The following is a 23,446-nucleotide window of genomic DNA, read 5'->3' on the forward strand; positions in this document are numbered from 1 at the left end:
GGACATGGTCAGACCCCCAGGGAGCGGCCGCCGTCGACGACCTGGACGGTGCCGGTGACGAAGCTCGCGCGGGCGCTCAGCAGGAACACCCCGGCCGCCGCGACCTCCTCCGGCCGGGCGACCCGGCCGAGCGGGATGCCCGCCTCCCGCGCGACGCGGGCCGTCTCCGCCTCGGGTTCGCCGGTGAGGCCGGACAGCAGCGCGTCCGTCGCGGTGTATCCGGGCGCGAGGACGTTGACGGTGACGTCCCCGGGGCCGAGTTCGTGCACCAGGGTCTTGGCGTAGCCGACGAGCCCGGTCCGCACGATCCCCGAGAGCGCGAACGCGGGGATGAGGTCGCGGATCGTCTCGCTGGTGACCATCAGGATCCGGCCCCAGCCGGCCTCCCGCAGGTGCGGCAGCGCCGCCTGCGCGAGCCCGATGTGGGAGACCATCGCGAGGTCGAGGGCGGCGCGGTAGTCGTCCGGGCCGAACGCCCCGGTCGGCCCGGCGGGCGGCCCGCCCGCGTTGGTGACCATGATGTGGACGGCGCCGTGCTCGGCCGCGGCGTCGTCCACCCAGGCCCGCGCCGCCCCGGTGTCGCGCACGTCCAGCGCCCGGGTGCCGACCTCCGCGCCGAGGTCCGCGCGGATCGCGTCGCGGGCCTTGGCCAGCCGGCCGGGGTCGCGGCCCGCGATCGACACCGCGGCGCCCTCGCGGACCAGGTCGCGGGCGATCGCGAGGCCGATGCCCGCCGACCCGCCCGCGACCAGGGCCACCTTTCCGTCCAGTCCGAGGTCCACGTCACACCCTCTTCTCGTAGCCGTACCGGTGCAGCAGCGGGAGCGCCATGAGCGTGGTGGCGGAACGCTGGGAGCGCGGGAGCGCGGCGTGCCACCTGCGGTCCTCCTCGATCCGGGTCCGGCCGCGGCCGAACCGGTTGGGGTTGCCGGTGACGGTGTGGTTGCCGCCGAGCTCGACCGTCCCGTCGGCGGCCACGGGGTTCGGGCCCTCGTGGCCGAGCAGGTCCAGGATGGTTCCGACCGCGGCGCGGGGGCTGCGGACCAGGGCCTCGTAGCGCATGTGCAGCGAGCGGTCCCGGTGCGCGCGGCCGACCGCCTCGGCCGCCAGGTTGAAGCCGGTCCAGTGCCAGGTGCTGTTCAGCGCGGAGCGGCGGCCCGTGTACGCCTTGGGCCGCAGCCACGAGCAGGCGACCGCGCGGGGGTCGCGGATCAGGTGGACGTAGCGGCCCTCCACGCCCGGCAGGGACGCCAGCAGCGCGGCGTCGGAGGCGAACTTGGAGCTGTCGACGATGACGCGGGCGCCCGAGACCCGGGCGATGGCGCGGTAGGCGGCGGCGAGCGCGTCCGGCCACCCGTTGCGCGGCGGGTCGCGCAGCACCCGCCAGGTGTGCCGGGTCCGGTACGCGTCCTGCCAGGCGACGACCTCGGCGGCGTGCCGTTCGAGGGACGTCCCGGGCGGGCGGACCTCCTCCAGCACCGCCGACCAGAACGGGCATTCGCGATGGCCGAGCCCGCACCCGCACCTGCCGTTGCTGCCCGTTCCGAGAACCCCGTTCAGCCAGAGGAAACGCAGTTCGCCGACGTGCACGATCCCCGGGGCCTCGGCGAGGACGTTGCCCAGCATGGTGCTGCCGCTGCGACACCAACCGGTGATGTAAAGCACCTTCATTGGCAAAACCGCGACCTTCCGGGGTGTACCGGCACAAGCTGGTCGGGAACATAAAAACATGATCTTCCGTAAAGTGGAACCATCAAGAGAGGAACAGGATTGATTCGTCTTTTTTGTGACGTCATGACATAACAGAGCGGGGTCGTGATGGCCGGGACGGCCAGCGCTCCGCAATATCGGCGGGCACGCTGGTGGGGGCGCCGGTGAGCGCCTGACGTGGGAGCGGCTCGCGTCAGCCGCCCCAGGCGGGACGCTCGACGATCTCGACGGCGGCGCACGTCCAGGCGAACCCGGCGCCGATCCCGACCAGCAGCACCCGGTCGCCCGGCCCCACCCGCCCGGACTCCACCAGATCGGTCAGGCCGGTGAGCTGGTCGGCCGCGCCGACGTGGCCGGTGCGGCGGCCCCAGTCCCAGGTGGTGCGTTCCACGTCCAGGCCCAGCGGCTCGGCGTACCGGGTGCGCAGCACGTGCAGGCCGACGTTGGGGAAGGCGAACCGGGAGATGTCGGCGATCTTCAGCCCGGCCTCGTCCAGCGTCCGGCCGACGGCCTCGGTCAGGCCGGAGGCGGTCCGCTCCGCGAGGCTCCCCACCAGCGCCCTGGCGTGCGCGGCGAAGGCGGAGCGGCGCGCACGCACGTCCACCGGGCGGCCGGGCGCGGAGGCGAACGGCTCGTCGCCGCGGTACATGCCCTCCAGCGCGGTGTCGACGACCGTCGAGACGGCCAGCAGCCGGGCGAAGCCCTCCCGGGCGAGCACCGCCGCGGCGGCGCCGTCCCCGTAGACGATGCCGCGCACGTCCCCGCGCCACCGGTCGAACCCGGGGTCGGTGAACCGGTCCGCGGTCGTGACCAGGGCGGACGCGCGGGACGCGTCGGCGGCCAGGTAGGAGGCGGCCAGCTCCAGCGCGCCGAGGGCCCCCGCGCACATCTGCTGGACGTCCAGCGCGGGCGCGTGCCGACCCGCGTCGCCGAGGACCTCGCGGTGCACGTACGAGGCGGCCGGCCAGTAGTCGACGCCCTGGAACCAGGCCGACGCGTGCAGCAGCAGCGCGACGGCGGACGGCGGGATCCCGGACCGCTCCAGCGCGCGGCGCGCCGCCGCGGCCGCCATCTCGGGCGGGGCCTCGCCGGCGGCCACGGCGACGGAGGCGTACCCGTCGGCCCTCCGGTCGTCGGCGTCGTAGCGGCCGCCGTCCACCGCCCCGTCCACGTCCACCGCCTCGGGAATCCGGTGGGCGAGCCCGGCGAGGAACAGACCGTCGCAGCGCATGTGCGGACCTCCGGAGAGTGACGGCAAACAAATCACACATTATGTTGATCTTCTTCGCGGGGCGAGAGCCGTTTCGGTGGCGGAGGGAGATCGCAGTGGGCGACGGACGGCACTCGGTGCCGCTACCCGGAACGCGATGGTCGGTTTGGCGAGATGTGCTGATCCGCTCCACCGGATTCCCCGCGGACGGGCTCGCGCTTTTCGCCGCGCCGGAATGCGCCGCGACCGCCGATGCCTTTCTCGACGGCATCGCCGGAGAAACCGAATTCGCGCAGGCCATGGACGCCGCATTGGCGGACGCGGGCCGCGCCGCGGCGAAGATCGCCGCCGACCCGCTCTTCCGCGAGGCGGTGACATGGCAGAACCCCACCGCCGCGGTGCATTTGGCACGTCTCGCCGACGGCCCGGCCGCCCGGCCCGGGAAGAACCCGAGGCTGGAGCGCAAGAAGCGGCGGGGGCGCGAGAACACCCTCGTCCGCTACTGGCAGCGCTACTGCGGCAAGAACGACACCGCCGGGTTCTTCGGCCCCGTCGCCTGGGGCACGATCGACCCCGAGGCGGCGGACGCGGTCGAGGCGAGGCCCGGCGGGGGACTGCTGCGGTCCCGCAAGGTCGACTACGAGTTCTGGGCGCTGGAGGCCTACGTCGCCGCGCTCCTGGACGACCCGGACGTGGCGCCGTGGCTGCCCGTCGGCGTCCACCCGCACCTGCTCGTCCGGGGAGAGGACGTCCTGCGGCCGGGAGAGGACCCGCGGCACCTGACCACCGCCGAAGCCGAGGTGCTGTCCCGCTGCGACGGCACCCGGCCCGCGGCCGAAGTCGCCCCCGGTCCGCACCTGGCCGCCGCCCTGGACCGGCTGGTCGAGGACGGGATCGTCTGGCGGGGCGTGAACATGCCGTACAACCCGCGGGCGGAGCGGGTGCTCCGCGACACCCTCGCCGCGATCGCCGAGCCGCGGGCCCGGGAACGGGCACTGGCCGGACTCGCCCGGCTCGACCGCGCCCGCGCGTCCGTGGCCGCCGCGGCGGGCGACGCCGACGCCCTGGCCGCCGCGCTGGAACGCCTGGACGCCGAGTTCACCGCCGTCACCGGGGCGGAGCCGGAGCGGCGCAGCGGCCAGATGTACGCGGGACGGCGGCTCTGCTACGAGGACACCGTCCGCGACCTGGACGTCACGTTCGGCGGCCCGCTCCTGGACGCGCTCTCCGGCCCGTTCGGGTCCGTCCTCCTGCCCGCCGCGCGCTGGCTGTCGGCGACCCTCGCGGACGCCTACGACGCCGCGTTCCGCGACGTGTACTGCGACCTGCTCGAACCGGGCGCCCGCGGCGTGCCGATGCCGGCGTTCTGGGACGCCGCCCAGACCCTGCTGACCGGGCGCGACCGCCCCGCCGACGCGGTCGCCGCCGAGTTCGCCCGCCGCTGGAACGCGCTGTTCGGCCTGGACGGCGCGCCGGACGAGCGCCGCCTCGCCTTCACCGCCGCCGACCTGGCGGATCCCGCCGCCCGGCTGTTCGCCGCCGAACGTCCCGGCTGGGCGGGGGCCCGCATCCACAGCCCCGACCTGTGCCTCGGCGCGGCCGGCCCCGAGGCGATGGCGGCGGGGAAGTTCACCCTCGTCCTCGGCGAGATGCACACCGCGTGGCCGACCCTCGACTGCGCCGTCTTCGCCGACCGGCACCCCGACCCCGGCCGGCTGCGCGCCGCGGCGGCCGAGGACATCGGCCCCCAGTTCCGGCCGCTGTACCCGACCTGGTGGCCCCAGTACACCGCGCGCATCGCCCCCGTCCTCGGCGTCACCGACCACCAGCTCGCCTTCGCCCCGGCGCCGGGAGCGGACCCCGCCCGCGTCCTGCCGCTGGTCGCGCTCACCGTGCACGAGCACGCTGGCGCCCTGGAGGTCACCGGGCCGGACGGGCTCCGGTGCCCGCTCCGCGAGGTGTTCGCGCTGCTGTTCGGCTGGCTCGGCGCCGAGGCGTTCAAGCTCGCCGGCGCCGGCCCCCACCACCCGCGCCTGACGCTGGACGGGCTCGTCGTCGCCCGCGAGACCTGGCGCACGACCGTCGGCGGGACGGCCGTCGCGCCCGCGCACGGCCCCCGCGAGTACCTCGCCGCCCGCCGCCTGCGCCGCTCCCTCGGCATGCCCGAACGCGTCTTCGCCAAGGTCGGCACGGAGGTCAAACCGGTCTACGTCGACTTCACCGGCCCCCGGTACGTCTCCTCGTTCGCCACGCTGCTGCGCGCCGCCCGCGCGACCGCCGGCGACGACGTCCCCGTCGTCTTCACCGAACTCCTCCCGGACCTGGACGAACCGTGGCTGCCCGACGCGGCGGGCCGGCGCTACGGCTGCGAGCTGCGCCTTCAGTTCTGCGATCCGGAACGTCCCTGAGAGCGGAAGGCGGCCAGCGCCAGAAGCATGCAGGCGGTGAACGCCACCCCGGCCGTGAAGGCGTCCCGCATGCCGTCCACCTTCGACGAACCGGCGTGGTCCACGGTGACCAGGACGGCGACGCCCAGCGACCCGCCGATCTGCTGCATGCTCTGGAGCAGCGCCGAGGCGGCCCCGGACTCCCCGGGCGGCACCGACCGCATCGCCGTGAACGTCGCCGCCACCGCCACCAGGCCCGTCCCCGCCCCGAACAGCAGCACCGGCCCGAGGATCATCGCGACGTAGGTGCCGTCCCGCGACACCTGCGTCAGCCACACCATCCCGGCCACGCACAGCACGGTCCCGGCCGCCATGATCGGCCGCGGCCCGTACCGGGGCAGCAGCCCGGGCACGGCCCGGCTGGCGGCGATCAGCGCGATCGTCGTCGGCAGGAAACCGAACCCCGTCGCCAGCGGCCCGTACCCCAGCACCCCCTGCACGTAGAGGGTCAGGAAGAACAGCATCCCGCTCATGGCCGCCGTGAGCAGGAACCGCATGAGGAAGGCGCCCACCCGGTCCCGGTCGGCGAACAGCCCCAGCGGGACGATCGGCTGCCGCGCCCGCGCCTCGACCACCGGGAACAGCACGAGCAGCGCCGCCGCCCCGCAGAAGGCGCCCACCGTGAGCGCCCCGGACCACCCCTGCTCGGCGGCGCGGATGAACCCGTACACCAGCAGCGTCGCCCCGGCGGTGCACGCGACCGCCCCGCCCGCGTCGAACCGTCCCTCCTGCCTGGCCGACTCCCGCACGACCCGCGGCACGAGCAGCACGATCGCGAGGCCCACCGGCACGTTGACGAACAGCACGGCCCGCCAGGACGCCCACGCGGTCAGGACGCCCCCGAGCACCAGCCCGGCGACCATCCCCACACTCGCGACCATGGAGAACACGGCCAGCGCCCGGCTCCTGCCCTCCGCGTCCTGGAAGGTGGTCGCGATGAGCGCCAGCGCGCCCGGGCCCGCGAACGCGGCCCCCGCCCCCTGCATCGCCCGAGCCGCCAGCAGCCACCCCGGCGAGACCGCGAACCCTCCGGCCAGCGACGCGACGGTGAACACCCCGACCCCCGCGACGAACACCCGCCGGTGCCCGAGCAGATCACCGGCCCGCCCCCCGAGCAGCAGCAGCCCCCCGAACGCGAGCGTGTACGCGTTCACCACCCACGACAGCCCGGCGTCGCCGAACCCGAGCCCCCGCTGGATGCTGGGCAACGCGATGTTCACGATCGAGGCGTCGACCACCAGGGTGAGCTGGCACCCGCACAGCAGCGCCAGCGCCGGCCCCCCACCCCCCGCACCCACCCGACGCCGACCAGACGCTTCCGCAGGGAGCATGGGTCTCCTAACCACGAGCGGCCAGCCCAAAAGCTAACCAACCCCCCACACCCCCACCACCCCCCAGATCTGTCTCAGCGGCGGGTGTAGTGGGCGATGATGACGCCCTTGGGGGTGGTGACGCTGCCGGTGAGGTCGAACTCGGTCAGCGGGGCGGGGCCCTCGAAGAGGCGCTTGCCGGAGCCCAGGGTCAGCGGGTGGATCAGCAGCGTGTAGTGGTCGATCAGGCCGGCGGCGTGCAGGCTCCGGACCAGCGAGGCGCTGCCGTTGATCGCGAGGTTCCCGCCCGGCCGGGCCTTCAGTTCCGCCACCGTCTCGACGGCCTCGCCGCGCAGGAGGATCGAGTTCTCCCACGCGTCCGCGTCGTCCAGCGTCTTCGACACCACGTACTTCGTGGCCGCGTTCATGTGCGTGCTGAACGGGTTGCCGTCGGTGGCGCGTCCCCACGCGTTGAGGAAGTCCTCCCACGTCCGGCGCCCGAACAGCATGTCTCCGGCGTTGGCCATCCCCTTGGCCATCTCGCGGCCCATCACCTCGTCGTTGTACTGCGGGCCCCAGCCGCCCTGGGCGAACCCGTCGCGGGTGTCCTCGTCCGGGCGTCCCAGGCCCTGGACCACCCCATCGAGGGAGACGAACATCGTGACGCTGATCGAACGCATCGGCCCGGTCCTTCCTTGTAGTGCGGGCCGCCCGGTCGGGGCCCGTCACCCTCTACACGAACGCCCGCCCCCGGAATCGACAGCGCCCTGGAATCGGTGGCGCCCCGGGTCGCGCCGCCGAGCGGGACGCCCGACCCGCGCATCCGTCGAAGCGCTTAACCCAAACCTCGGACGGCGGCCGGATTCGGTCAGCTAGCAGATTTTGTAGCGAAGTCGCGTGCCGGGAGCAGTTCTTATGGGGAATGGCGGGGAGGTGCGGCGCGATCGGTGGGCGGGTTTCCGGATGTTGCGCGGTGGTGGGCGCCGAGAACGCGGCGGGACATTGACTTCTGAGTTCACTCCGCGTCGGTGGGATGGTGGAATCGCCGGGCGGGCCGCCGGACGGCGGTCGGCGCGACCATATATGCGCTGACCAGCGGGTCTGAAGGGAGCCGTCTGCCTGCGGAGTTCGAGGTGAGCTTCCTGGCCGTGCGCGGCGGCACGCGTGAAGCCGGGGCTTGGCGGAGGGTCGGCCGAACCGCCGGCAACACCGTTGCGGAACGACGGGCCCGGACGCGGAAATCCTTCATGTCCAGGGGCTCGCGCGCGGCCGGGACGCAATCCGCGCGCCCTTCCGTCCCGGGGTCGGCGTGCCGCGCGTCCGACTCTGGATGGCTAATAATTAGTATAGTAAATTGACGCCGATCGGCGATCCCGCCTGCGGAAACACGGGGGACAAGCCCATGGTCGGCATTGAACCGTTCTCGAAACTGCGCCGAAGGTTGATCGTTCTCATCGCGCTGGCGGCGGCGGCCGCCTGCCTGGTCGCGTTCCAGCCCGTGGCAGGGGCGGACGCCGGAGCCGGCGACGTGGTCGTCAGCACCTCCAGCGTCAAGGGGCGCGACGGCACCACCTACACCGTCACGAACCACATCGTCCGGACGAACGGCCAGGGCCACCGGAAGGAATGGCTGCTGGTCTGGACGGGCGACGCGAGCGTCCCGGGCGGCCCGGTGGGCGCCGCGGGCCACGCCGCCCACCGGAAGTCCGACGTCGAGGGCTCCGCCGACCCCGACTTCCTCGCCGTGATCGACGCGACGAAGGGCTCCCGCGACTACGGCAAGGTCGTCAACACCGCGACCATCGGCCCGCTGCTGCAGAACGAGCCGCACCACATGCAGTACGTGTGGCACAAGGGCGACAAGGTGTACGCCGGCGGGCTGCTCAGCGACACGACCTACGTGTTCGACGTCGCGAGGCTTCCCCAGATCAAGCTCAGCGGCGTCGTCACCGCGACGGACACCCCCTGCGGCACGGCCCCGGACGCCTTCACGACCCTGAAGGACGGCACCGTCTACGGCGCCTACATGGGCGGTCCCAACGTCCCCGGGCCGTGCACGTACACGCACGGTGAGGTCAGGACGGGCAACGGCGCGGCCGGCACCCCGGGCGAGGTGCTCCGGATCGACCAGAGCGGCCGGGTGCGGGTCGAGTACCCGGCGGCGACGGAGGCCGCCGAGCCCGACACCTGCCACAGCATCCCGCAGGTGGACCCGCCGACCTGCGCGAACCCGCACGGAATCCGGGTGCGCGAGGACCTGAACCGGCTGGTCACCAGCGACTTCGCCGAGGTGCGGAGCCTCATGCTGATCCCGTCCGCCGACTTCTACATCGCCCGCGACACCGTGCGGATCTACGACATCGCGCAACGCGACCGGCCCAGGCTGCTGTCGGTCTCCCACCTGCCGGACGGCCCGCGCAAGGAACCGTTCCTCATCGAGGAGGAGCCGCGCGTGGTGATGGAGACGGCGCTCACCAACGAGCGCCACCACCGGGGCGGGTTCGTCTCGACGATGGGCGGGGCGTCCATCTACTACACCCCCGACATCACCGACCCGAAGCCGACGTGGCGCGAGGTCTTCGACGACACGACCGCCTTCACCCGGCTCGCCCCCGAGCTGGACAACCGCGTCGGCATGGACGGCGGCTCCTGGCTGCAGACCAGCGCGGACGACCGCTACCTGTACCACGTCGTCATGCGCCGGGGCGACGAGTCGTCCGGCGGCAAGGACACCGGCATGGTGTACGTGCTGGACATCCGCAAGCTCGTCGGCGCGGGCAAGCAGGCGCGGTGCAACATCGACACCATGGAGGAGGTCACGCGCGGCGGCGCCGAGCCCGACTGCCCGTCCCTGGTGAGCGTCCTGCCCGTCGAGGACCCGACGACCGGCGGCCCGCACTGGGCGGCGCTGGACAACTTCCGGCAGGGGCCCGGCGGCTACTACCAGGAGACGCGGCAGCCGACGCGGCTCGTCATGGCGAACTACTTCGTCGCCGCGTCGCCGTTCGACGGAGACCACCGCGTCTGCATGGTGAACATCTCCCCGCGGCAGCAGCTCTCCATCGACCGCGGCTTCAAGGACGAGAACACCGGCCGCCCGTGCGTGGAGTTCAACCGGGCCGCGTGGCCGCACGGCGAGACCGGCGACGCCCGGCCGCACGGCGTCCTGTTCGCGGTCTCCGATGCCGACGTCCGCTGACGTCCGGCGGGTGGCGGCGGGGACGGCGGCGCTGCTGCCGCTCCTCGCCTCCCCGGCGTGGGCGGACGGCGGCCACGGCGGGCACGGCGCGGTGCCGGACGGCGGCTGGGCGACCACGGCGATCCGCGTGGCCGCGCTGCTCGCGACCGCCGTCGTGGCGGGCGCCGCGCTGCTCCGGCCGCGCGTCGGCCCGCCGTCCCGCCGCGTCACCGTGCTGGTCTCGGTCGTCGCGGCCGTGGCCGCGGTCGGATACCTGGTGGCCGTGGACCGGGTGCTCGTGGCGTTGGCGCTCGGCGCGGTGGCGCTCGCGACGCCCCGCGCGCTCCGGCACCCCCGGCGCTCTGTCGCGTCGGGCACGGTGCTGGCCGCCGCGCTCGGGGTGCTCACCGTGGGCGGGTCGCTCACGGTCGTCCGGGACCGGGTCGCCCCCGGCGTTCCGCTGTTGCGCGAGGTCGACCTGGCCGGGGAGCGCCTGCCGATCCTGGTGACTCCGCAGCGTCCCGGCTGGAACCTCGTCCACACCGGCGACCGCCCGGTTTCGGTGGGGACGTCCCGCGGCCCGGCGGGCGCCACGGCGCGCATGCCGGGCGCGCCGGGAACGTGGCGGCAGGTGTGGCTCCCGCCCGGCCGCAGCCGGATCCGCCTGGCGGCCGGCGGCCGGACGGCCTCCCTCGCGGTCGACACCGGGCAGGGCCCGGCCGCGTCGCCGCGACTCCGCACGGACGGCCCGGAATGCGCGAGCGCCGCCCTCGGCGTCCTCGTCGCGGGCGGCGACACGGCCGTGCCGTGCCCCGCCGACCGGCTCGACGTCGCTGACGCCGCGGCCCTCCGCGCGACGGTCGGGTTCCTCGCCGGCCGCGGCGTGCGTTCCGTCCACCTGGTCGGGGACGGGTCGCCCCGGTCGCGGGCCGCGGCGCTGGTCGTCCGGGAGGCGAGCGCGCGGGCCGGGCTGACGGTCACGGCCGCGGGCGCGGACCGTCCGGTCATCCTCGTCCCGGGCTGGTCGAGCGCGGACGCGGTCCTCCGCCGGATGGCGCGGGGAACCCTGCGCGGCCAGGGCGCCTACCTGGCGCCCTGGCTGCTCAGCGCGCCGCTGCTGGCCATCCCGGCCGCCCAGATGCTCCCGCTGCGCTTCTCCCCGCGCGACCCGGACCCGCTCCGCTACGCCGCCGAGCTGAGGGCCCGCTTCCCGGACGAGACGCCCACCGCCGCCGGCTACCGGGCCTGGCGCGGCCCCGGGGGAACGGACGGCCCGCCCCGCCTGTACGCGGCCTCCCTGGTCACGTTCATGCCGTCGAGAGCCCCGGCGCAACACGCGCACACCGGCACCAGCTGGCTCCCCGGCGGCACCATCACCGTCGCCACCGGCCCCCTGACCTAGCTAGTGGGCGTGCGGGCCCCCGGTCATCCGCGGCTTGCCCGGCGGTACCAGCCAGAGGGACACGACGGCGGCGGCCGCCGCGGCGACGGCGAACACGGTGAACGCGGTGGTGAAGCCGTCGATGGAAGGGACGTCCGCGAGGCCCGCCGCGGCGACGGTGGACGCCACCGCCACGCCGATCGCCGCGCCCAGTTCGTGGAAGGTGTTGACCACGCCGGAGGCGAGGCCGGCCTCCGAGTGCTCGACGTGGGCCAGGGCGGAGGCGCTCGCCGCGACGAACACCGGCCCCACGCCCGCGGCCGCGATCACCAGGCCCGGGAGCAGTTGCAGGCCGACTCCGCCGTCCGCCGGCAGGCCGGTCAGCAGGCCGGCGCCGGCGGCGACCAGGGCCAGGCCCGCCGCGGCGACCGTACGGGTGCCGGCGGAACCCACGAGCCGTCCGCCGACATGCGCTCCGACGCCGGTCCCGAGCGCGGCGGGCAGGAACAGCAGGCCCGTCTCCAGAGCGCTGATGCCGCGCGCGTGCTGCAGGTACTGGGATCCGAGGAAGAACAGGGAGATGAGCAGCCCGGAGGCGACGAGCATGAGGAAGGCTCCGGCGGCCACGGGACGGCGGGCCAGCATGGTCACGTGCATCAGCGGGGTCCTTGCCGCGCGCTCGATCCAGCCGAAGGCGCCGTACAGCAGGACGGCGGCGGCCAGCGGGACGAGGGTGCCGGAGCCGGACCAGCCGTCGTCGCCGGCGTTGGTCATCCCGTAGATGAACGCGGCCGTCGCGGCGGTGACCGTGCCGGCGCCGAGCAGGTCGAGCCGCTGCCCGGAGGGCCGGCCGGAGCGGCCGCGCACCACCGCCGGCAGCGTGCCCAGCAGGACGAGCCCGACGGGGACGTTGACGAAGAACACCCAGCGCCAGCCGGGGCCGGCGGTGAGGACGCCGCCCAGCAGCACGCCCGCGGCGAAGCCGGCTCCTCCGAGCGCACCCCAGATGCCGAGGGCCTTGTGGCGTTCGGGGCCGTGGAAGGTGGTGGCGACGGTGGACAGCGCCGCCGGGGACAGCAGCGCCGCGCCGACGCCCTGCGCGATCCGGCCGCCGAGCAGCAGCGTCCCGCTCTGGGCGAGGCCGGTGGCGAGGGAGGCGGCGGTGAAGACGGACAGGCCGGCCAGCATCATGCGCCGGGCGCCGAAGGCGTCGGCGAGCCGTCCGCCGAGCAGCATCAGGCCTCCGAAGAACAGCGTGTAGGCCGTGACCGCCCACGTCAGGCCGGTGCGGGTGAGTTCCAGGTCGACGCCCTGTTCATGTTCGGGCTCGGCGGCCTCGGCGTCGCGCTGCTCCTCGGGATCTGCCTCCGCCTCGCCGCGATCGGCGGCACCGTCCTGCTCGTCATGCTGTGGGCGGCGTCCCTGTGGCCGGACACCAATCCCTTCATGGACATGCACTGGATCTACGCCGCCCTGCTGATCGCCGCCGCGCTCGCCGACGCCGGAAGGACGCTCGGGCTCGGCCGGTTCTGGGAACGGCTCCCGGTGATCCGCCGCCATTCCCTCCTCCGCTGACGGCGAGGAGGCGGAAGACAGCGCCTTCTGAGGGGCCGGCCCGTCCTGACCCCTCGGAAGGCGCTCGCGCATTACCGGGCGTTCCAGTCGATGGCGGAAACAGCGGCGCGCCAGAAACGCGCGCCACACTGGCACTGGCCTGCCCCGCCGGCGGCGATGCAGGTGCGCCATTCTCCGGGAAGGGGTTCCGGCTGTGGCCGAAACCCCTTTTCCCTTGCGCTCCGCTCCCGGTGCCGGGCAGATGCCCGGCCGTCGGCACATCCCGGCCGAGGTGATCCGGTTCATGGCCGACCGCGCCTCTTTGCGGGGCACCCGGGGGATCCCCGGCGCGTCGCACGCCGTCGCGGCCTCCAAGCCCGGCTGAGCGCGCCCACGGGAAAGTCACTCCCTGTGATCGGAAAATAGCTGTTTGTGCGCCGGTGTGGAGGGGACTCGTCCTGCGAAGGGGGCATCCGGCCGTGTCGGCTCGCGACGCCTTCACCGGGGATGAGGGGACCGAGCGGGCGAGTCCAGGGGAGGCACGGTGCCGGCACTCCACGACCTTCTCCAGCGCTTCCGCCCTGCCGGAGCACCGGGCGCCGCGGCCGCCGTCCCCTCGGAGCCCCGGGCCGTGGAGGACGAGCTGGAGCCCGTCTTCTCCCGGCTGGAGGAAGCGGAGCAGGAGCGGCGGCGCACCCTGGCGGCGGCGCACGACCTCGCGCGGACTCTCACGGGGTCGGCCCGCGAGCAGGCGGCCGGCCTGGTGGAGCAGGCGCGGACCGCGGCGCCCGGTGAACGGGCCTCGGCCGCGGCCCAGGCTCTGCGGGCCGTCGAGGACGAAGTGCGGGCCATGCGCGTCGCCGCGGAAGACGAAGCCGGGCGGATCCGGGAGGTCGCCGCCACTCGGCTGGACGGACTGGCGGCCCGCGCCCTGGGGTTCGTCGCGGGCTTCCTGGACGAGACGAGGGCCTCCCCGTGAGCGCGGGGTACGTCGCGGGCCAGGTCCGGGCCCGGGCGCTCGCGCGGAACGCGCTCGGCCCCGCGCGGGTCAGGGCGATCGCGCGGGCGGGCTCCCTCGCCGAGGCGCTCGCGAGCCTGGCGGCGACCCCCTACGGGAGGCGGCTTCCCGCCGGGCCGACGCTGGACGCGGCGCAGCACGCGGTCGCGGAGTCGCTGCTCTGGGATCTGCGCGTGCTGGCGGGCTGGCTGCCGCCCCGCGGCGTGATCGCCCTCCGGGCCCTGGCCGGATGGTTCGAGATCGCCGGGATCGACGGCCTGCTCCAGCGGCTGGAGGGGCGGCCCGCCGAGGAGCCGTACGCGCTCGGCGCGCTCGCGACGGCATGGCCGGCGCTGGCGGACGCCCCGGACGCGGGGGCGGTGCGCGAGCGCCTCGCCGCCACGCCCTGGGGCGACCCCGGGGAGGCCGATCCGTACGACATCAGGCTGTTCCTCCGGCTCTCGTGGGCCTCGCGCGTCTCCGGGCTCGGTACGCACGCGGGCGCCTGGGCGGCGGGGGCGGCGGCCGTGCTGGTCGCGGGGGAGCGGTTCGGCGACGGCAGGATCCTGCCCGAAGCCGCCCTCGTACGGGCTCGCAGGCTGCTCGGCGGTGCGGCGGTGGAGGCGCCCGACGTCCCCGCCATGGCCGATCGGCTGCCCCGGGGCGTCCGCTGGGCCCTGGAGGGCATCGACGACCCGGCCGACCTCTGGCAGGCCGAGACGCGCTGCTGGCGGCGGCTGGAGCAGGACGGCGGCGCGCTGCTACGGGGCTCGGCGTTCGGCCTCGGCCCGGTCGTCGGCGCGGTGGCCGTGATGGCCGCCGACGTCCGGCGGGTGCGCGCCGCGCTGGAGACGGCGGCGCTCGGCGGCGGACCGGTGGAGGCCTACGATGAGGTGGCCTGAGGGCCTGCGGCCGGTGCGGATGGCGCGCGTCGCGGTCGTGGCACCCGCCGACGCGCTGCGCGACGCCCTGGCGCGGGTGGCGGACGCCGGGGTGGTCGAGCTCGATCCGGGACGCCGCCCGCAGGGCGCACGCGACGACACGGCACGTCCGCCGCGGCGGGCGGAGGCCGCGGGTCTGGAACCGGCCGTCCTGCCGTCGGCTCCCGATCCGCGGCGGTTGGCCGAGTGGAACCGCCCCGAGCTGCTCGAAGGCGAAGCCCGGCTCCGAGAGCGCGCCGCCGCCGCGGTCCGCAAGGGACAGGTGGCCGCGGCCGTCGGCTGGACGCCCCGCGCGGCCCAGGCGGCGCTCGCCGCCCGGCTCGCCGAGGTCGGCGCCGCCCTGGTGCGGCTGCCGCACCCGCGCGGCGTGGAGGCGCCGTCCCTGCTGGCGGGGGAGGACCGCAGGGAGAGCCTGCGCGGTTCCCTCGTCCCGCTGGTGGCGACCTACGGTCCCGTCCCGTACGCCGACCTCGATCCGACCCCGCTCGCGTGGGCCGCCTACGTCCTGATGTTCGGGATCATGTTCGGCGACGCGGGCCACGGGCTGATGCTGATGGCGGCGGCCGCGGCCCTGCTCGCGGGCCGCCCGCGCCGGCCGACGCGCTGGCGGCGGGCGTGGCCGTTCCTGCTGGGCGCGGGCGCCACCGGCACGGTCTTCGGCGTGCTGTACGGGGAGTTCTTCGGCCCGACCCGTGTCGTCCCGCGGCTGTGGCTGTCGCCGCTCGACAGCCCGGTAGAGCTCCTGGTCTCCGCGGTGGGTCTCGGGGCGGTGCTGCTCGCCGGCGCCTACGCGCTGGGCATCGTCAACCGGTGGAGGGAAGGGGGCTGGTCCGCCGCGCTGTACGAGCCTTCGGGCATCTCCGGCGCTTCGGTCTTCGTCGGGATCGGCGCCCTCGCCGCGGGCGGCTACCTCCACCGGCCCGCCGCCGCCCTCGCCGGCGCGGCCGTCGCGGTCCTCGGGCTGGCGCTCGCCCTCGCCGGCTTCCTCGCCAGGGCGGGCGGCGGCGGGACGGGCGCGGTCGAAGCGGTCGTGGAGCTGTTCGACCTGGTCGTGCGGCTGGGCGCCAACGTGGTGTCGTTCGCGCGTCTGGCGGCGTTCGGCCTGACGCATGCCGCGCTGGCCGCGGTCGTCTGGACGGGGACCGCCGCGCTGTGGCACCACGGCGGCGTCGCGCGGGCCGCCGCCGCGGCCGTCTTCGTCCTGGGGACGTCGCTGACGTTCGCCCTGGAGGCGCTCGTCGCCGGGGTGCAGGCGCTCCGGCTGGAGTACTACGAGCTGTTCTCGCGGCTCTTCACCACGCAGGGCCGGCCGTTCCGGCCCTGGCACATTCGCATGACGGCAGAGGAGGTGGACGCTCCGTGTCCACGGGTGTGATGGCGGCCGGGCAGGTGGCGGCCGCGAACTGGGCCCCGTTCGTGGGCGCGGGGATCGCGGTCGCCGGGGCCTCGATCGCCGCGGGCGTCGCGGTCGCCTACACCGGCGCCGCGGCGCTCGCCGCGCTGAGCGAGCGTCCCGAGCTGTTCGGCCGCGCGATGGTCATCGTCGGGCTGGCCGAGGGCATCGCCATCTACGGCCTGATCATCGGCATCATCCTGATCGGGAAGGCATGACCGCCGCAGGCCGCGTCGCCGTGCTGGGGGAGCGGGCCCGCGTGGAGGGCTACGGCCTCGCCGGGGCGCTGGTCAGCCCGGCGGACGGCCCCGGCGAGGTCCGGTCCGCCTGGGAGGCGCTCGGCGACCGGGCGGCCGTGGTCGTGCTGACGCCCGCGGCGGCCGCGGTCCTGGGGGACGCGCGCCGCCGGCGTCCCGGGGTCGTGACCGTGGTGATGCCGCCGTGACGGGCGGCAAGGGCATCGCGAGCGCGCTCGCCCCGGTGCGCGAGGCGCTGGCGGACGGCGCCCGCGTCGAGGCCGCCCGCCTGGTCGCCGGTGCCGAGCGCGACGCCGCCGCCATCGTGGACGAGGCCCGCGCCGAGGCGTCCCGGATCCTGGACGGCGCGCGGGCGGAGGGACGCGCCGACGGGGCACTGGCCGCTGCGGCGGCGCGGTCCCGGGCGCGCGCGGAGTCCCGGTCGATCGTCCTCGGCGCGCGCAGGCGGGCCTACGAGGAACTGCGCCGCCGGGTCCGCGGCGAGGTCCGGGCCCTGTTCGACGGCCCGGACGCCCCCGCGAACCGGGCGGCGCTGGCGGCGCGGGCCCGGGCGCTGCTCGGATCCGGCGCGCGGGTCGAGCGGGCGGGCGGCGGCGGTCTGGTCGCCCGCGTCCCCGACGCGGAGCTGGACCTGTCCGCGGGCGCCCTGGCGGACCGGGCGTTGGCGGCCCTCGGGACGGAGGTGGCGGACCTGTGGGCGCCGAGGTGACCCGCGTCAACGGGCCCCTCGTGGAGACCGCCGGGATGCGCGGCGCCGCGATGAACGACGTGGTCGAGCTCGGCCCGGCCCGCCTCCCCGGGGAGATCGTCGCGCTGGAGGGCGCCGCGGCCACCGTCCAGGCCTACGAGTACACCGGCGGCCTCGCTCCCGGCGCGCCCGCCGCCACGACCGGCCGCGCCCTGTCCGCGCCGCTGGGCGCGCACCTGCTCGGCGGCGTCTTCGACGGCCTGCTGCGCCCGCTGAGCGGCGCGGGGGTCTGGCTCGACCCCTCGGCCCGCGCCGTGCGGGCGGACGCGGACCGGGCCGAGCACTGGCCGATCCGGCGGCCGCGCCCCTACGCCGAGCGGCTGGACGCCGGCGCCCCCCTGCACACCGGCCAGCGCGTCATCGACCTGCTCTTCCCCGTGCCGTTCGGCGGGACGGTCGCCGTCCCCGGCGGCTTCGGCACGGGCAAGACGATGCTGCTCCAGCAGGTCGCCAAGTGGTGCGACGCCGACGTGATCGTCTATGTCGGGTGCGGCGAGCGCGGGAACGAGATGGCCGACGTGCTCGAAGAGCTGGCGGAGCTGGACGACCCGCGCACGGGCGGCCGGCTCGCCGACCGCACCGTGGTCATCGCCAACACCTCCAACATGCCGATGATGGCCCGCGAGGCGAGCGTGCACAGCGGCGTCACCGTGGCCGAGTACTTCCGCGACCAGGGCAAGGACGCCGTCGTCATCGCCGACTCCACCTCCCGCTGGGCCGAGGCCCTGCGCGAGTTCGCCTCGCGGGCCGGCGAGCTGCCCGGCGAGGAGGGGTACCCGGCCGCGCTGCCGTCCGCGCTCGCCGCCTTCTACGAGCGCGCGGGGCGGGTCCGGACGCGCGGCGGCGCCGAGGGGTCGGTCACCGTCATCGGCGCGGTGTCCCCGCCGGGCGGCGACATGACCGAGCCCGTCACCGCCTACACCGAGCGGTTCGTGCGGGCCCGCTGGAGCCTGGACAAGGATCTGGCGTACTCGCGGCACTACCCCGCGGTGTCCTGGTCGGGTTCCTTCGCGCGGGACGTCCCGGCCGTGGCCCGCGCCCACGCCGACGCCGGGGACCCCGAGTGGGCGCGCCGCCGCGCGCGCACGTCGGGGCTGCTGGCGGAGGCCGACCGCCTGACCGCCCTCGCCGAGCTCGTCGGCACCGGCACCCTGCCCGCCGCCGAACGGGTGACGCTCCTGGCCGGGCGCCTGCTGCGGGAAGGCGTCCTGCAGCAGAGCGCCCTCAGCCCCACCGACGCGTCCTGCACCCCCGAGCGCACCGCCGCGCTGACCGATGCCGTGATCGCCGTGGCGGACCGGTGCCAGGACCTGGTCGGCGGAGGCGTCGCCGTGTCGGCGATCGAGGATCTGGACTACTCGCCCCTCGTGCGGGCCCGCGAGGACGCCCCGGCCCCGGCGGACGTCCGCGACCGCCGGGACGCGGTCCTGGCCAGGCTGGACGGCCTGCGGTGACCGACTGGCCGAGACCGTCCTACACCGGCATAGCGCAGGTGCGCGGACCGCTCGTGGTCGTCACGGGCGCCGGGGACGTGGGGTGGGACGAGTTCGCCGACATCCGGGTCGGACGGGACGGGGACGCGGCGGACGGCGAGGCGGCGGAGGACGACCGCCACGGGCTCGTGCTGGACACCGCGCGCGACCGGGTCCTGGTGCAGGTGCTGGAGGGCACGGGCGGCATGAGCACCGAAGGCATGCGCGTCACCTTCAGCGGCGCGCCGCTGCGCGTCCCGGTCGGGACGGCCTGGCTCGGGCGGGTCTGCGACGGCATGGGGCAGCCGCTCGACGGCGGCCCGCCGGTGCTGGGCGCCGCCGCCCCCGTCGCCGGGGTCCCCCTCAACCCCGTGCACCGCGAGCCGCCCGCCGAGCCGGTGCTGACCGGCGTCTCCGCCATCGACGCGCTCACCACGCTCGCCAGGGGCCAGAAGCTGCCGGTCTTCTCCCGCGCGGGCCTCCCGCACCTGGAACTGGCCGCCCAGATCGCGGCGCAGGCGTCGGCGGGCGACGAGCCGTTCTGCGTCGTCTTCGCCGCGATGGGCCTGACCCACGCCGACGCCGCCGCCGTCCGGGAGACCCTGGAAGGACGGTCGGCGTCCGGCGAGCTGGTGCTGCTGCTCAACCTGGCCGACGCCCCCGTGATCGAAAGGATCGTCACTCCGCGCATCGCGCTGACCGTGGCCGAGCACCTGGCCTTCCAGGAGGGCCGGCACGTCCTGGTGGTCATGGGCGACATGACGTCCTACTGCGAGGCGCTGCGCGAGGTGTCGGCCGCCCGCGGCGAGATCCCCGCGCGCCGCGCCTACCCCGGCTACCTCTACAGCGACCTGGCCTCCCTCTACGAGCGCTGCGGCCGCGTCCGCGGACGCCCCGGATCGGTCACGCTCGTCCCCGTGCTGACCATGCCCGGCGGCGACATCACCCACCCCGTGCCCGACCTCACGGGCTACATCACCGAGGGCCAGATCGTCCTGTCCGGCGACCTGCACGCGCTCGGCGTGTACCCGCCCGTCGACGCGCTGGAGTCGCTGTCGCGGCTCATGCGCAAGGCCGCCGGGCCCGGCCGCACCCGCGCCGACCACCTCGACGTCGCCGCGCAGACGACGGCCGCGCTCGCCGGGGCGCGCCGCGCCCGCGAACTCGGCGAGCTCGTCGGGGCCGGCGCCCTCAGCGACACCGACCGCCACTACCTCAACTTCGAGCGCGCCTGCCGGCAGACCCTCATCTCGCAGGGCAGGACGGAGGCCCGCCCGCTGGGAGAGACCCTGGACCTGGCATGGCGGGCGCTCGCGGCACTGCCGCGCCGCGAGCTCACCATGCTGCCCGCCGAGGCGATCGACGAGCACCTCGGGCGCGAGCGGTGAGCACGGGGCCGCGGGGACGCGCGGGACGCCTCTGGCACCGCCGGCGCATCGCGGCCGCCGAAGCCGCCATCGACCTGCTGGAACGCAAGCTCGGCATCCTGCGGGACGAGCAGGACGGCCTGCACCGGCTCGCCCGCGCCACGGGCGAGGACTGGGAGCGCCGCTGCCGGGAGGCCGACAGGCTGCTGAACCGCGCCACGCTGCTGGGCGGGCGCCGGGTGCTGCCCCTGGCCTCGACCGGCGACCGGGCCGAGCTGACCGTGGAGCACACCGTCCTCATGGGCGTGACCTACCCCCGGCGCATCGTCTTCGACCTGCCCGACCGGCTCGCGCCGTCGCCGTCCGGCACCGCGGTGGCGCCCGCGCGGCGGGCCTGCCGGGCCGCGCTCGAAGCCGCCTGCGCCCACGCCGCCGCGACCGCGGCGGCGGCCGCCGTCGACGCCGAGGTGGCCGCCACGCGGCAGCGCGTCCGCGCGATCGAACGCCGCCGCCTTCCCCGGCTGCGCGCCGCCCTGACCGAGATCGAGGCCGCCCTGGAGGAGCGCGAACGCGAGGACGGTGCCCGCCTGCGCCTCCTCGCCGGCCGCGAGGGCCGCCCGGACGGCCGTCCCTGAACCCGGCCCGGCCGCTAAGAGGCCGTCAAGTTCCGCCAAAACTCCCCGAGCGGGCGCTTTGCTTCATGCGCTCCTGGAAGGAAGACGACCATGGGCGACGTCGTGTTCGTTCTGCTGACGGTGGCGGTCTTCGTCCTGCTCGCCCTCGTGGTGAAGGGACTGGAGAGGCTGTGACGGCCGAGAACGCGATCGGTCTCGTGCTGGCCGCGGTGCTGACCGTCTTCCTGATCATCGCCCTGCTCTTCCCGGAGCGTTTCTAGATGAGCCCGACCGCCGCCGGAACCGTCTTCATCGCCTCCCTCGTCCTCGCTCTGGCGGCGGTGTACCGGCCGCTGGGCGACTACATGTACCGCGTCTACACCGGCACGCGGCACGCACGCGTCGAGCGGATCGTCTACCGGCTGACCGGGGTCGCGCCGGACGCCGAGCAGACCTGGCCCGTCTACGCGCGCAGCGTCCTGGCGTTCTCGGCCGTCGGCGTCCTGTTCCTCTACGGGCTGCAGCGGCTGCAGAACCACCTGGTGCTGAGCCTGGGGTTCCCGCCGGTCGGGCCGGGTCAGGCGTGGAACACGGCGGTCAGCTTCGTGACGAACACCAACTGGCAGTCGTACGCGGGCGAGTCGACGATGGGCGACCTGGTGCAGATGGCGGGCCTGGCGGTGCAGAACTTCGCGTCCGCCGCCGTCGGCATGGCCGTCGCCGTCGCACTGGTGCGGGGCTTCGCCCGCAAGCGGACCGACCACGTGGGCAACTTCTGGGTCGACCTGCTCCGCGGCACCCTGCGGATCCTGCTGCCCGTCGCGTTCCTCGCCGCGCTCGTCCTGGTGGCCGGCGGGGCGGTGCAGAACTTCTGGGATCCGGCGCACCACGTGGTGCGCACGATCGCGGGCGGCGCCCAGACGCTGACGGGCGGACCGGTGGCGAGCCAGGAGGCGATCAAGCTGCTCGGGACGAACGGCGGCGGCTTCTACGCCGTCAACTCCGCCCACCCGTTCGAGAACCCCACCGCCTGGACGAACTGGCTGGAGGTCTTCCTGCTCCTGGTCATCGCGTTCTCGCTGCCGCGCACGTTCGGCCGGATGGTCGGCGACAACGGGCAGGGCTACGCCCTCGTCTCGGTGATGGCGGCGCTGGCGATCGTCAGCGTTGTGCTCATGCAGGTCTTCCAGCTCATGCACCACGGCACGGTCCCGACCGCGATCGGCGCCGCGACCGAGGGCGTGGAGACCCGGTTCGGGGTGCCGGACTCCGGGGCTTTCGCCACCGGCACGACGATGACGTCGACGGGCGCGACGGACTCGGCGCACGACTCCTACACCGGTCTCGGCGGCATGATGGCGATGGTCGGCATGATGCTGGGCGAGGTCGCGCCCGGCGGCGTCGGCTCGGGCCTGTACGGGATCCTGATCCTGGCGGTCGTCACCGTGTTCGTGGCGGGGCTGATGGTGGGCCGCACGCCCGAGTACCTGGGCAAGAAGATCGGGTCCCGGGAGATCAGGTTCGCCGCGCTGTACTTCCTGACCACCCCGATCCTGGTGCTGGTCGGCACGGGAGCGGCGATGGCGACCGGCGACGGCAGGGCCGGGATCCTGAACCCCGGGCCGCATGGCCTGTCGGAGGTGCTGTACGCGTTCACCTCGGCGTCCAACAACAACGGCTCGGCGTTCGCCGGACTGGCCTCCGGCACCCTCTGGTACGACACGGCACTGGGGCTCTGCATGGCCCTCGGCCGGTTCCTCCCCATGGTCTTCGTGCTGGCGCTCGCGGGGTCGCTGGCGAGGCAGGGCCGCGCCCCCGCCTCGGAGGGCACGCTGCCCACGCACCGGCCGCAGTTCGTCGGGCTGGTCGTCGGCGTCACCGTCGTCCTCGTCGCCCTGACGTTCCTGCCCGCGCTGGCGCTGGGACCGCTCGCCGAAGGCATCCACGCATGACCGCGCGGGTCCGCCGTTCGACGGGCCCCTCGCCGCGGCCGCCGGAACGCCGGGGCGGCAGGGCACGGGGCGGCCTGCTCGACCCGAAGCAGGTGCTGAGATCCCTGCCGGACGCGGCGGCCAAGCTCGACCCGCGCACGCTGTGGCACAACCCCGTCATGCTGATCGTCGAGGTGGGCGCGGTGTTCACCACGGTCCTGGCCGGCCTGCGCCCGAGCGTCTTCGCCTGGTCGATCGCGGTGTGGCTCTGGCTCACGGTGCTGTTCGCCAACCTCGCGGAGGCGGTGGCCGAGGGCCGCGGCAAGGCGCAGGCCGACTCGCTGCGCAAGGCGAAGACCGACGCCGTGGCCCGCCGCCTGCTCGACTGGACGCCGGGCCGGGAGCGGGCCGGGGAGGAGGCGGTCGCCGCCACGCGGCTGCGGGAGGGCGACCATGTCGTCGTCGAGGCGGGGGAGGTCGTCCCCGGTGACGGGGACGTGGTCGAGGGCATCGCGAGCGTGGACGAGTCGGCGATCACGGGGGAGTCGGCCCCGGTGATCCGGGAGTCGGGCGGGGACCGCTCGGCGGTGACGGGCGGGACCAGGGTGCTCTCGGACCGCATCGTCGTGAAGATCACCCAGCGGCCGGGGGAGTCGTTCGTCGACCGGATGATCGCGCTGGTGGAGGGTTCGAGCCGGCAGAAGACCCCCAACGAGATCGCCCTGCACATCCTGCTCACCGCGCTGACGGTCATCTTCCTGCTGGCGGTGGCGACGCTGCAGCCGCTGGCGATCTTCTCCAGGGCCATCAACCCCGGAGTCGGCGACAGCCTCGCCCTGAACGCGGACGGGGTGACCGGGATCGTGCTGGTGTCGCTGCTGGTGTGCCTGATCCCGACGACGATCGGTGCGCTGCTGTCGGCGATCGGGATCGCGG

22 protein-coding genes and 1 pseudogene are annotated in these 23,446 nt (G+C 75.2%); 17 read left to right on the forward strand and 6 right to left on the reverse strand.

The features are described 5' to 3' along the window. Window positions 1-8: 8 nt before the first annotated feature. The 3 genes from AB0C69_RS02035 to AB0C69_RS02045 all read right to left on the reverse strand — a co-directional run bounded on the left by AB0C69_RS02035 (window position 9) and on the right by AB0C69_RS02045 (window position 2,941). A complete protein-coding gene (locus tag AB0C69_RS02035) occupies window positions 9-782 on the reverse strand; it encodes an SDR family oxidoreductase (protein ID WP_360348554.1) in 774 nt (257 codons plus the stop codon). A 1-nt stretch (window position 783) separates the two neighbouring features. Then, a complete protein-coding gene (locus tag AB0C69_RS02040; protein WP_360348556.1) occupies window positions 784-1,671 on the reverse strand; it encodes a sulfotransferase in 888 nt (295 codons plus the stop codon). Between the two features lie 232 nt (window positions 1,672-1,903). Beyond that, window positions 1,904-2,941, reverse strand: coding sequence for a ketoacyl-ACP synthase III family protein (locus tag AB0C69_RS02045; protein WP_360348559.1), 1,038 nt, complete (start codon window positions 2,939-2,941; stop codon window positions 1,904-1,906). 155 nt (window positions 2,942-3,096) lie between these two features. On the opposite strand from AB0C69_RS02045, the gene AB0C69_RS02050 reads away from it, so the two are divergent. Further along, window positions 3,097-5,328, forward strand: a complete 2,232-nt coding sequence (locus AB0C69_RS02050; RefSeq protein WP_360348561.1) for a lantibiotic dehydratase — start codon at window positions 3,097-3,099, stop codon at window positions 5,326-5,328. On the opposite strand, the gene AB0C69_RS02055 is transcribed toward AB0C69_RS02050, so the two are convergent. Beyond that, the gene (locus AB0C69_RS02055; protein ID WP_345179394.1) at window positions 5,301-6,665 is read right to left on the reverse strand and encodes an MFS transporter; all 1,365 of its coding nucleotides are present in this window, start codon (window positions 6,663-6,665) and stop codon (window positions 5,301-5,303) included. The genes AB0C69_RS02050 and AB0C69_RS02055 overlap by 28 nt on opposite strands. Before the next feature lie 107 nt (window positions 6,666-6,772). Further along, window positions 6,773-7,357 carry a dihydrofolate reductase family protein gene (locus AB0C69_RS02060; RefSeq protein ID WP_360348564.1) on the reverse strand — a complete coding sequence of 195 codons (585 nt, stop codon included), beginning with the start codon at window positions 7,355-7,357 and terminating at the stop codon, window positions 6,773-6,775. Between the two features lie 761 nt (window positions 7,358-8,118). On the opposite strand from AB0C69_RS02060, the gene AB0C69_RS02065 reads away from it, so the two are divergent. Next, window positions 8,119-9,876, forward strand: a complete 1,758-nt coding sequence (locus tag AB0C69_RS02065; protein WP_353834716.1) for a hypothetical protein — start codon at window positions 8,119-8,121, stop codon at window positions 9,874-9,876. Then, window positions 9,860-11,257, forward strand: coding sequence for a hypothetical protein (locus tag AB0C69_RS02070; protein WP_360348567.1), 1,398 nt, complete (start codon window positions 9,860-9,862; stop codon window positions 11,255-11,257). Before AB0C69_RS02065 ends, AB0C69_RS02070 begins: the two co-directional genes overlap by 17 nt. On the opposite strand, the gene AB0C69_RS02075 is transcribed toward AB0C69_RS02070, so the two are convergent. Beyond that, window positions 11,258-12,538: an MFS transporter gene (locus AB0C69_RS02075; RefSeq protein WP_360348599.1), complete on the reverse strand. Its 1,281-nt coding sequence runs from the start codon at window positions 12,536-12,538 to the stop codon at window positions 11,258-11,260. Window positions 12,539-12,553: 15 nt separating this feature from the next. Here AB0C69_RS02075 and AB0C69_RS02080 point away from each other — a divergent pair, with 15 nt between their 5' ends. The 14 genes and pseudogenes from AB0C69_RS02080 to AB0C69_RS02145 form a co-directional block, all read left to right on the forward strand. Next, entirely contained in the window at window positions 12,554-12,811 is a 258-nt protein-coding gene (locus AB0C69_RS02080; RefSeq protein WP_360348602.1) for a hypothetical protein, read from the forward strand. Between the two features lie 241 nt (window positions 12,812-13,052). After that, complete coding sequence (locus AB0C69_RS02085) at window positions 13,053-13,175, forward strand: hypothetical protein (RefSeq protein WP_360348570.1); 123 nt, start codon at window positions 13,053-13,055, stop codon at window positions 13,173-13,175. A gap of 159 nt (window positions 13,176-13,334) precedes the next feature. Continuing rightward, window positions 13,335-13,769 (forward strand): hypothetical protein, encoded by a 435-nt coding sequence (locus AB0C69_RS02090; protein WP_360348573.1) that lies wholly within the window; start codon window positions 13,335-13,337, stop codon window positions 13,767-13,769. Next, window positions 13,766-14,689, forward strand: coding sequence for a hypothetical protein (locus AB0C69_RS02095; protein ID WP_360348576.1), 924 nt, complete (start codon window positions 13,766-13,768; stop codon window positions 14,687-14,689). The genes AB0C69_RS02090 and AB0C69_RS02095 overlap by 4 nt, the downstream gene beginning before the upstream one ends. Next, entirely contained in the window at window positions 14,676-16,103 is a 1,428-nt protein-coding gene (locus AB0C69_RS02100; RefSeq protein ID WP_360348579.1) for a V-type ATPase 116kDa subunit family protein, read from the forward strand. The genes AB0C69_RS02095 and AB0C69_RS02100 overlap by 14 nt, the downstream gene beginning before the upstream one ends. Continuing rightward, window positions 16,088-16,339: an ATP synthase subunit C gene (locus AB0C69_RS02105; protein ID WP_345181340.1), complete on the forward strand. Its 252-nt coding sequence runs from the start codon at window positions 16,088-16,090 to the stop codon at window positions 16,337-16,339. The genes AB0C69_RS02100 and AB0C69_RS02105 overlap by 16 nt, the downstream gene beginning before the upstream one ends. Beyond that, window positions 16,336-16,566 (forward strand): hypothetical protein, encoded by a 231-nt coding sequence (locus AB0C69_RS02110; RefSeq protein WP_345181338.1) that lies wholly within the window; start codon window positions 16,336-16,338, stop codon window positions 16,564-16,566. The genes AB0C69_RS02105 and AB0C69_RS02110 overlap by 4 nt, the downstream gene beginning before the upstream one ends. Next, complete coding sequence (locus tag AB0C69_RS02115) at window positions 16,563-17,087, forward strand: hypothetical protein (RefSeq protein WP_360348583.1); 525 nt, start codon at window positions 16,563-16,565, stop codon at window positions 17,085-17,087. The genes AB0C69_RS02110 and AB0C69_RS02115 overlap by 4 nt, the downstream gene beginning before the upstream one ends. After that, window positions 17,072-18,580 carry a V-type ATP synthase subunit A gene (locus AB0C69_RS02120; protein WP_360348586.1) on the forward strand — a complete coding sequence of 503 codons (1,509 nt, stop codon included), beginning with the start codon at window positions 17,072-17,074 and terminating at the stop codon, window positions 18,578-18,580. Before AB0C69_RS02115 ends, AB0C69_RS02120 begins: the two co-directional genes overlap by 16 nt. Then, on the forward strand, window positions 18,577-19,986 hold the full coding sequence (locus AB0C69_RS02125; RefSeq protein WP_360348589.1) for a V-type ATP synthase subunit B: 1,410 nt from the start codon (window positions 18,577-18,579) through the stop codon (window positions 19,984-19,986). The genes AB0C69_RS02120 and AB0C69_RS02125 overlap by 4 nt, the downstream gene beginning before the upstream one ends. After that, window positions 19,983-20,600 (forward strand): V-type ATP synthase subunit D, encoded by a 618-nt coding sequence (locus AB0C69_RS02130; RefSeq protein WP_360348592.1) that lies wholly within the window; start codon window positions 19,983-19,985, stop codon window positions 20,598-20,600. Before AB0C69_RS02125 ends, AB0C69_RS02130 begins: the two co-directional genes overlap by 4 nt. Before the next feature lie 170 nt (window positions 20,601-20,770). Then, window positions 20,771-20,860, forward strand: a complete 90-nt coding sequence (kdpF, locus tag AB0C69_RS02135) for a K(+)-transporting ATPase subunit F (RefSeq protein WP_345181326.1) — start codon at window positions 20,771-20,773, stop codon at window positions 20,858-20,860. Continuing rightward, entirely contained in the window at window positions 20,861-22,531 is a 1,671-nt protein-coding gene (kdpA, locus tag AB0C69_RS02140; protein WP_360348596.1) for a potassium-transporting ATPase subunit KdpA, read from the forward strand. After that, window positions 22,528-23,446: pseudogene (locus tag AB0C69_RS02145) on the forward strand (potassium-transporting ATPase subunit B); the annotation flags it as partial. The gene kdpA and the pseudogene AB0C69_RS02145, both read left to right, overlap by 4 nt.

The sequence above is a fragment of the Actinomadura sp. NPDC048032 genome, from assembly GCF_040653175.1.
Taxonomy (GTDB): domain Bacteria; phylum Actinomycetota; class Actinomycetes; order Streptosporangiales; family Streptosporangiaceae; genus Spirillospora; species Spirillospora verrucosospora.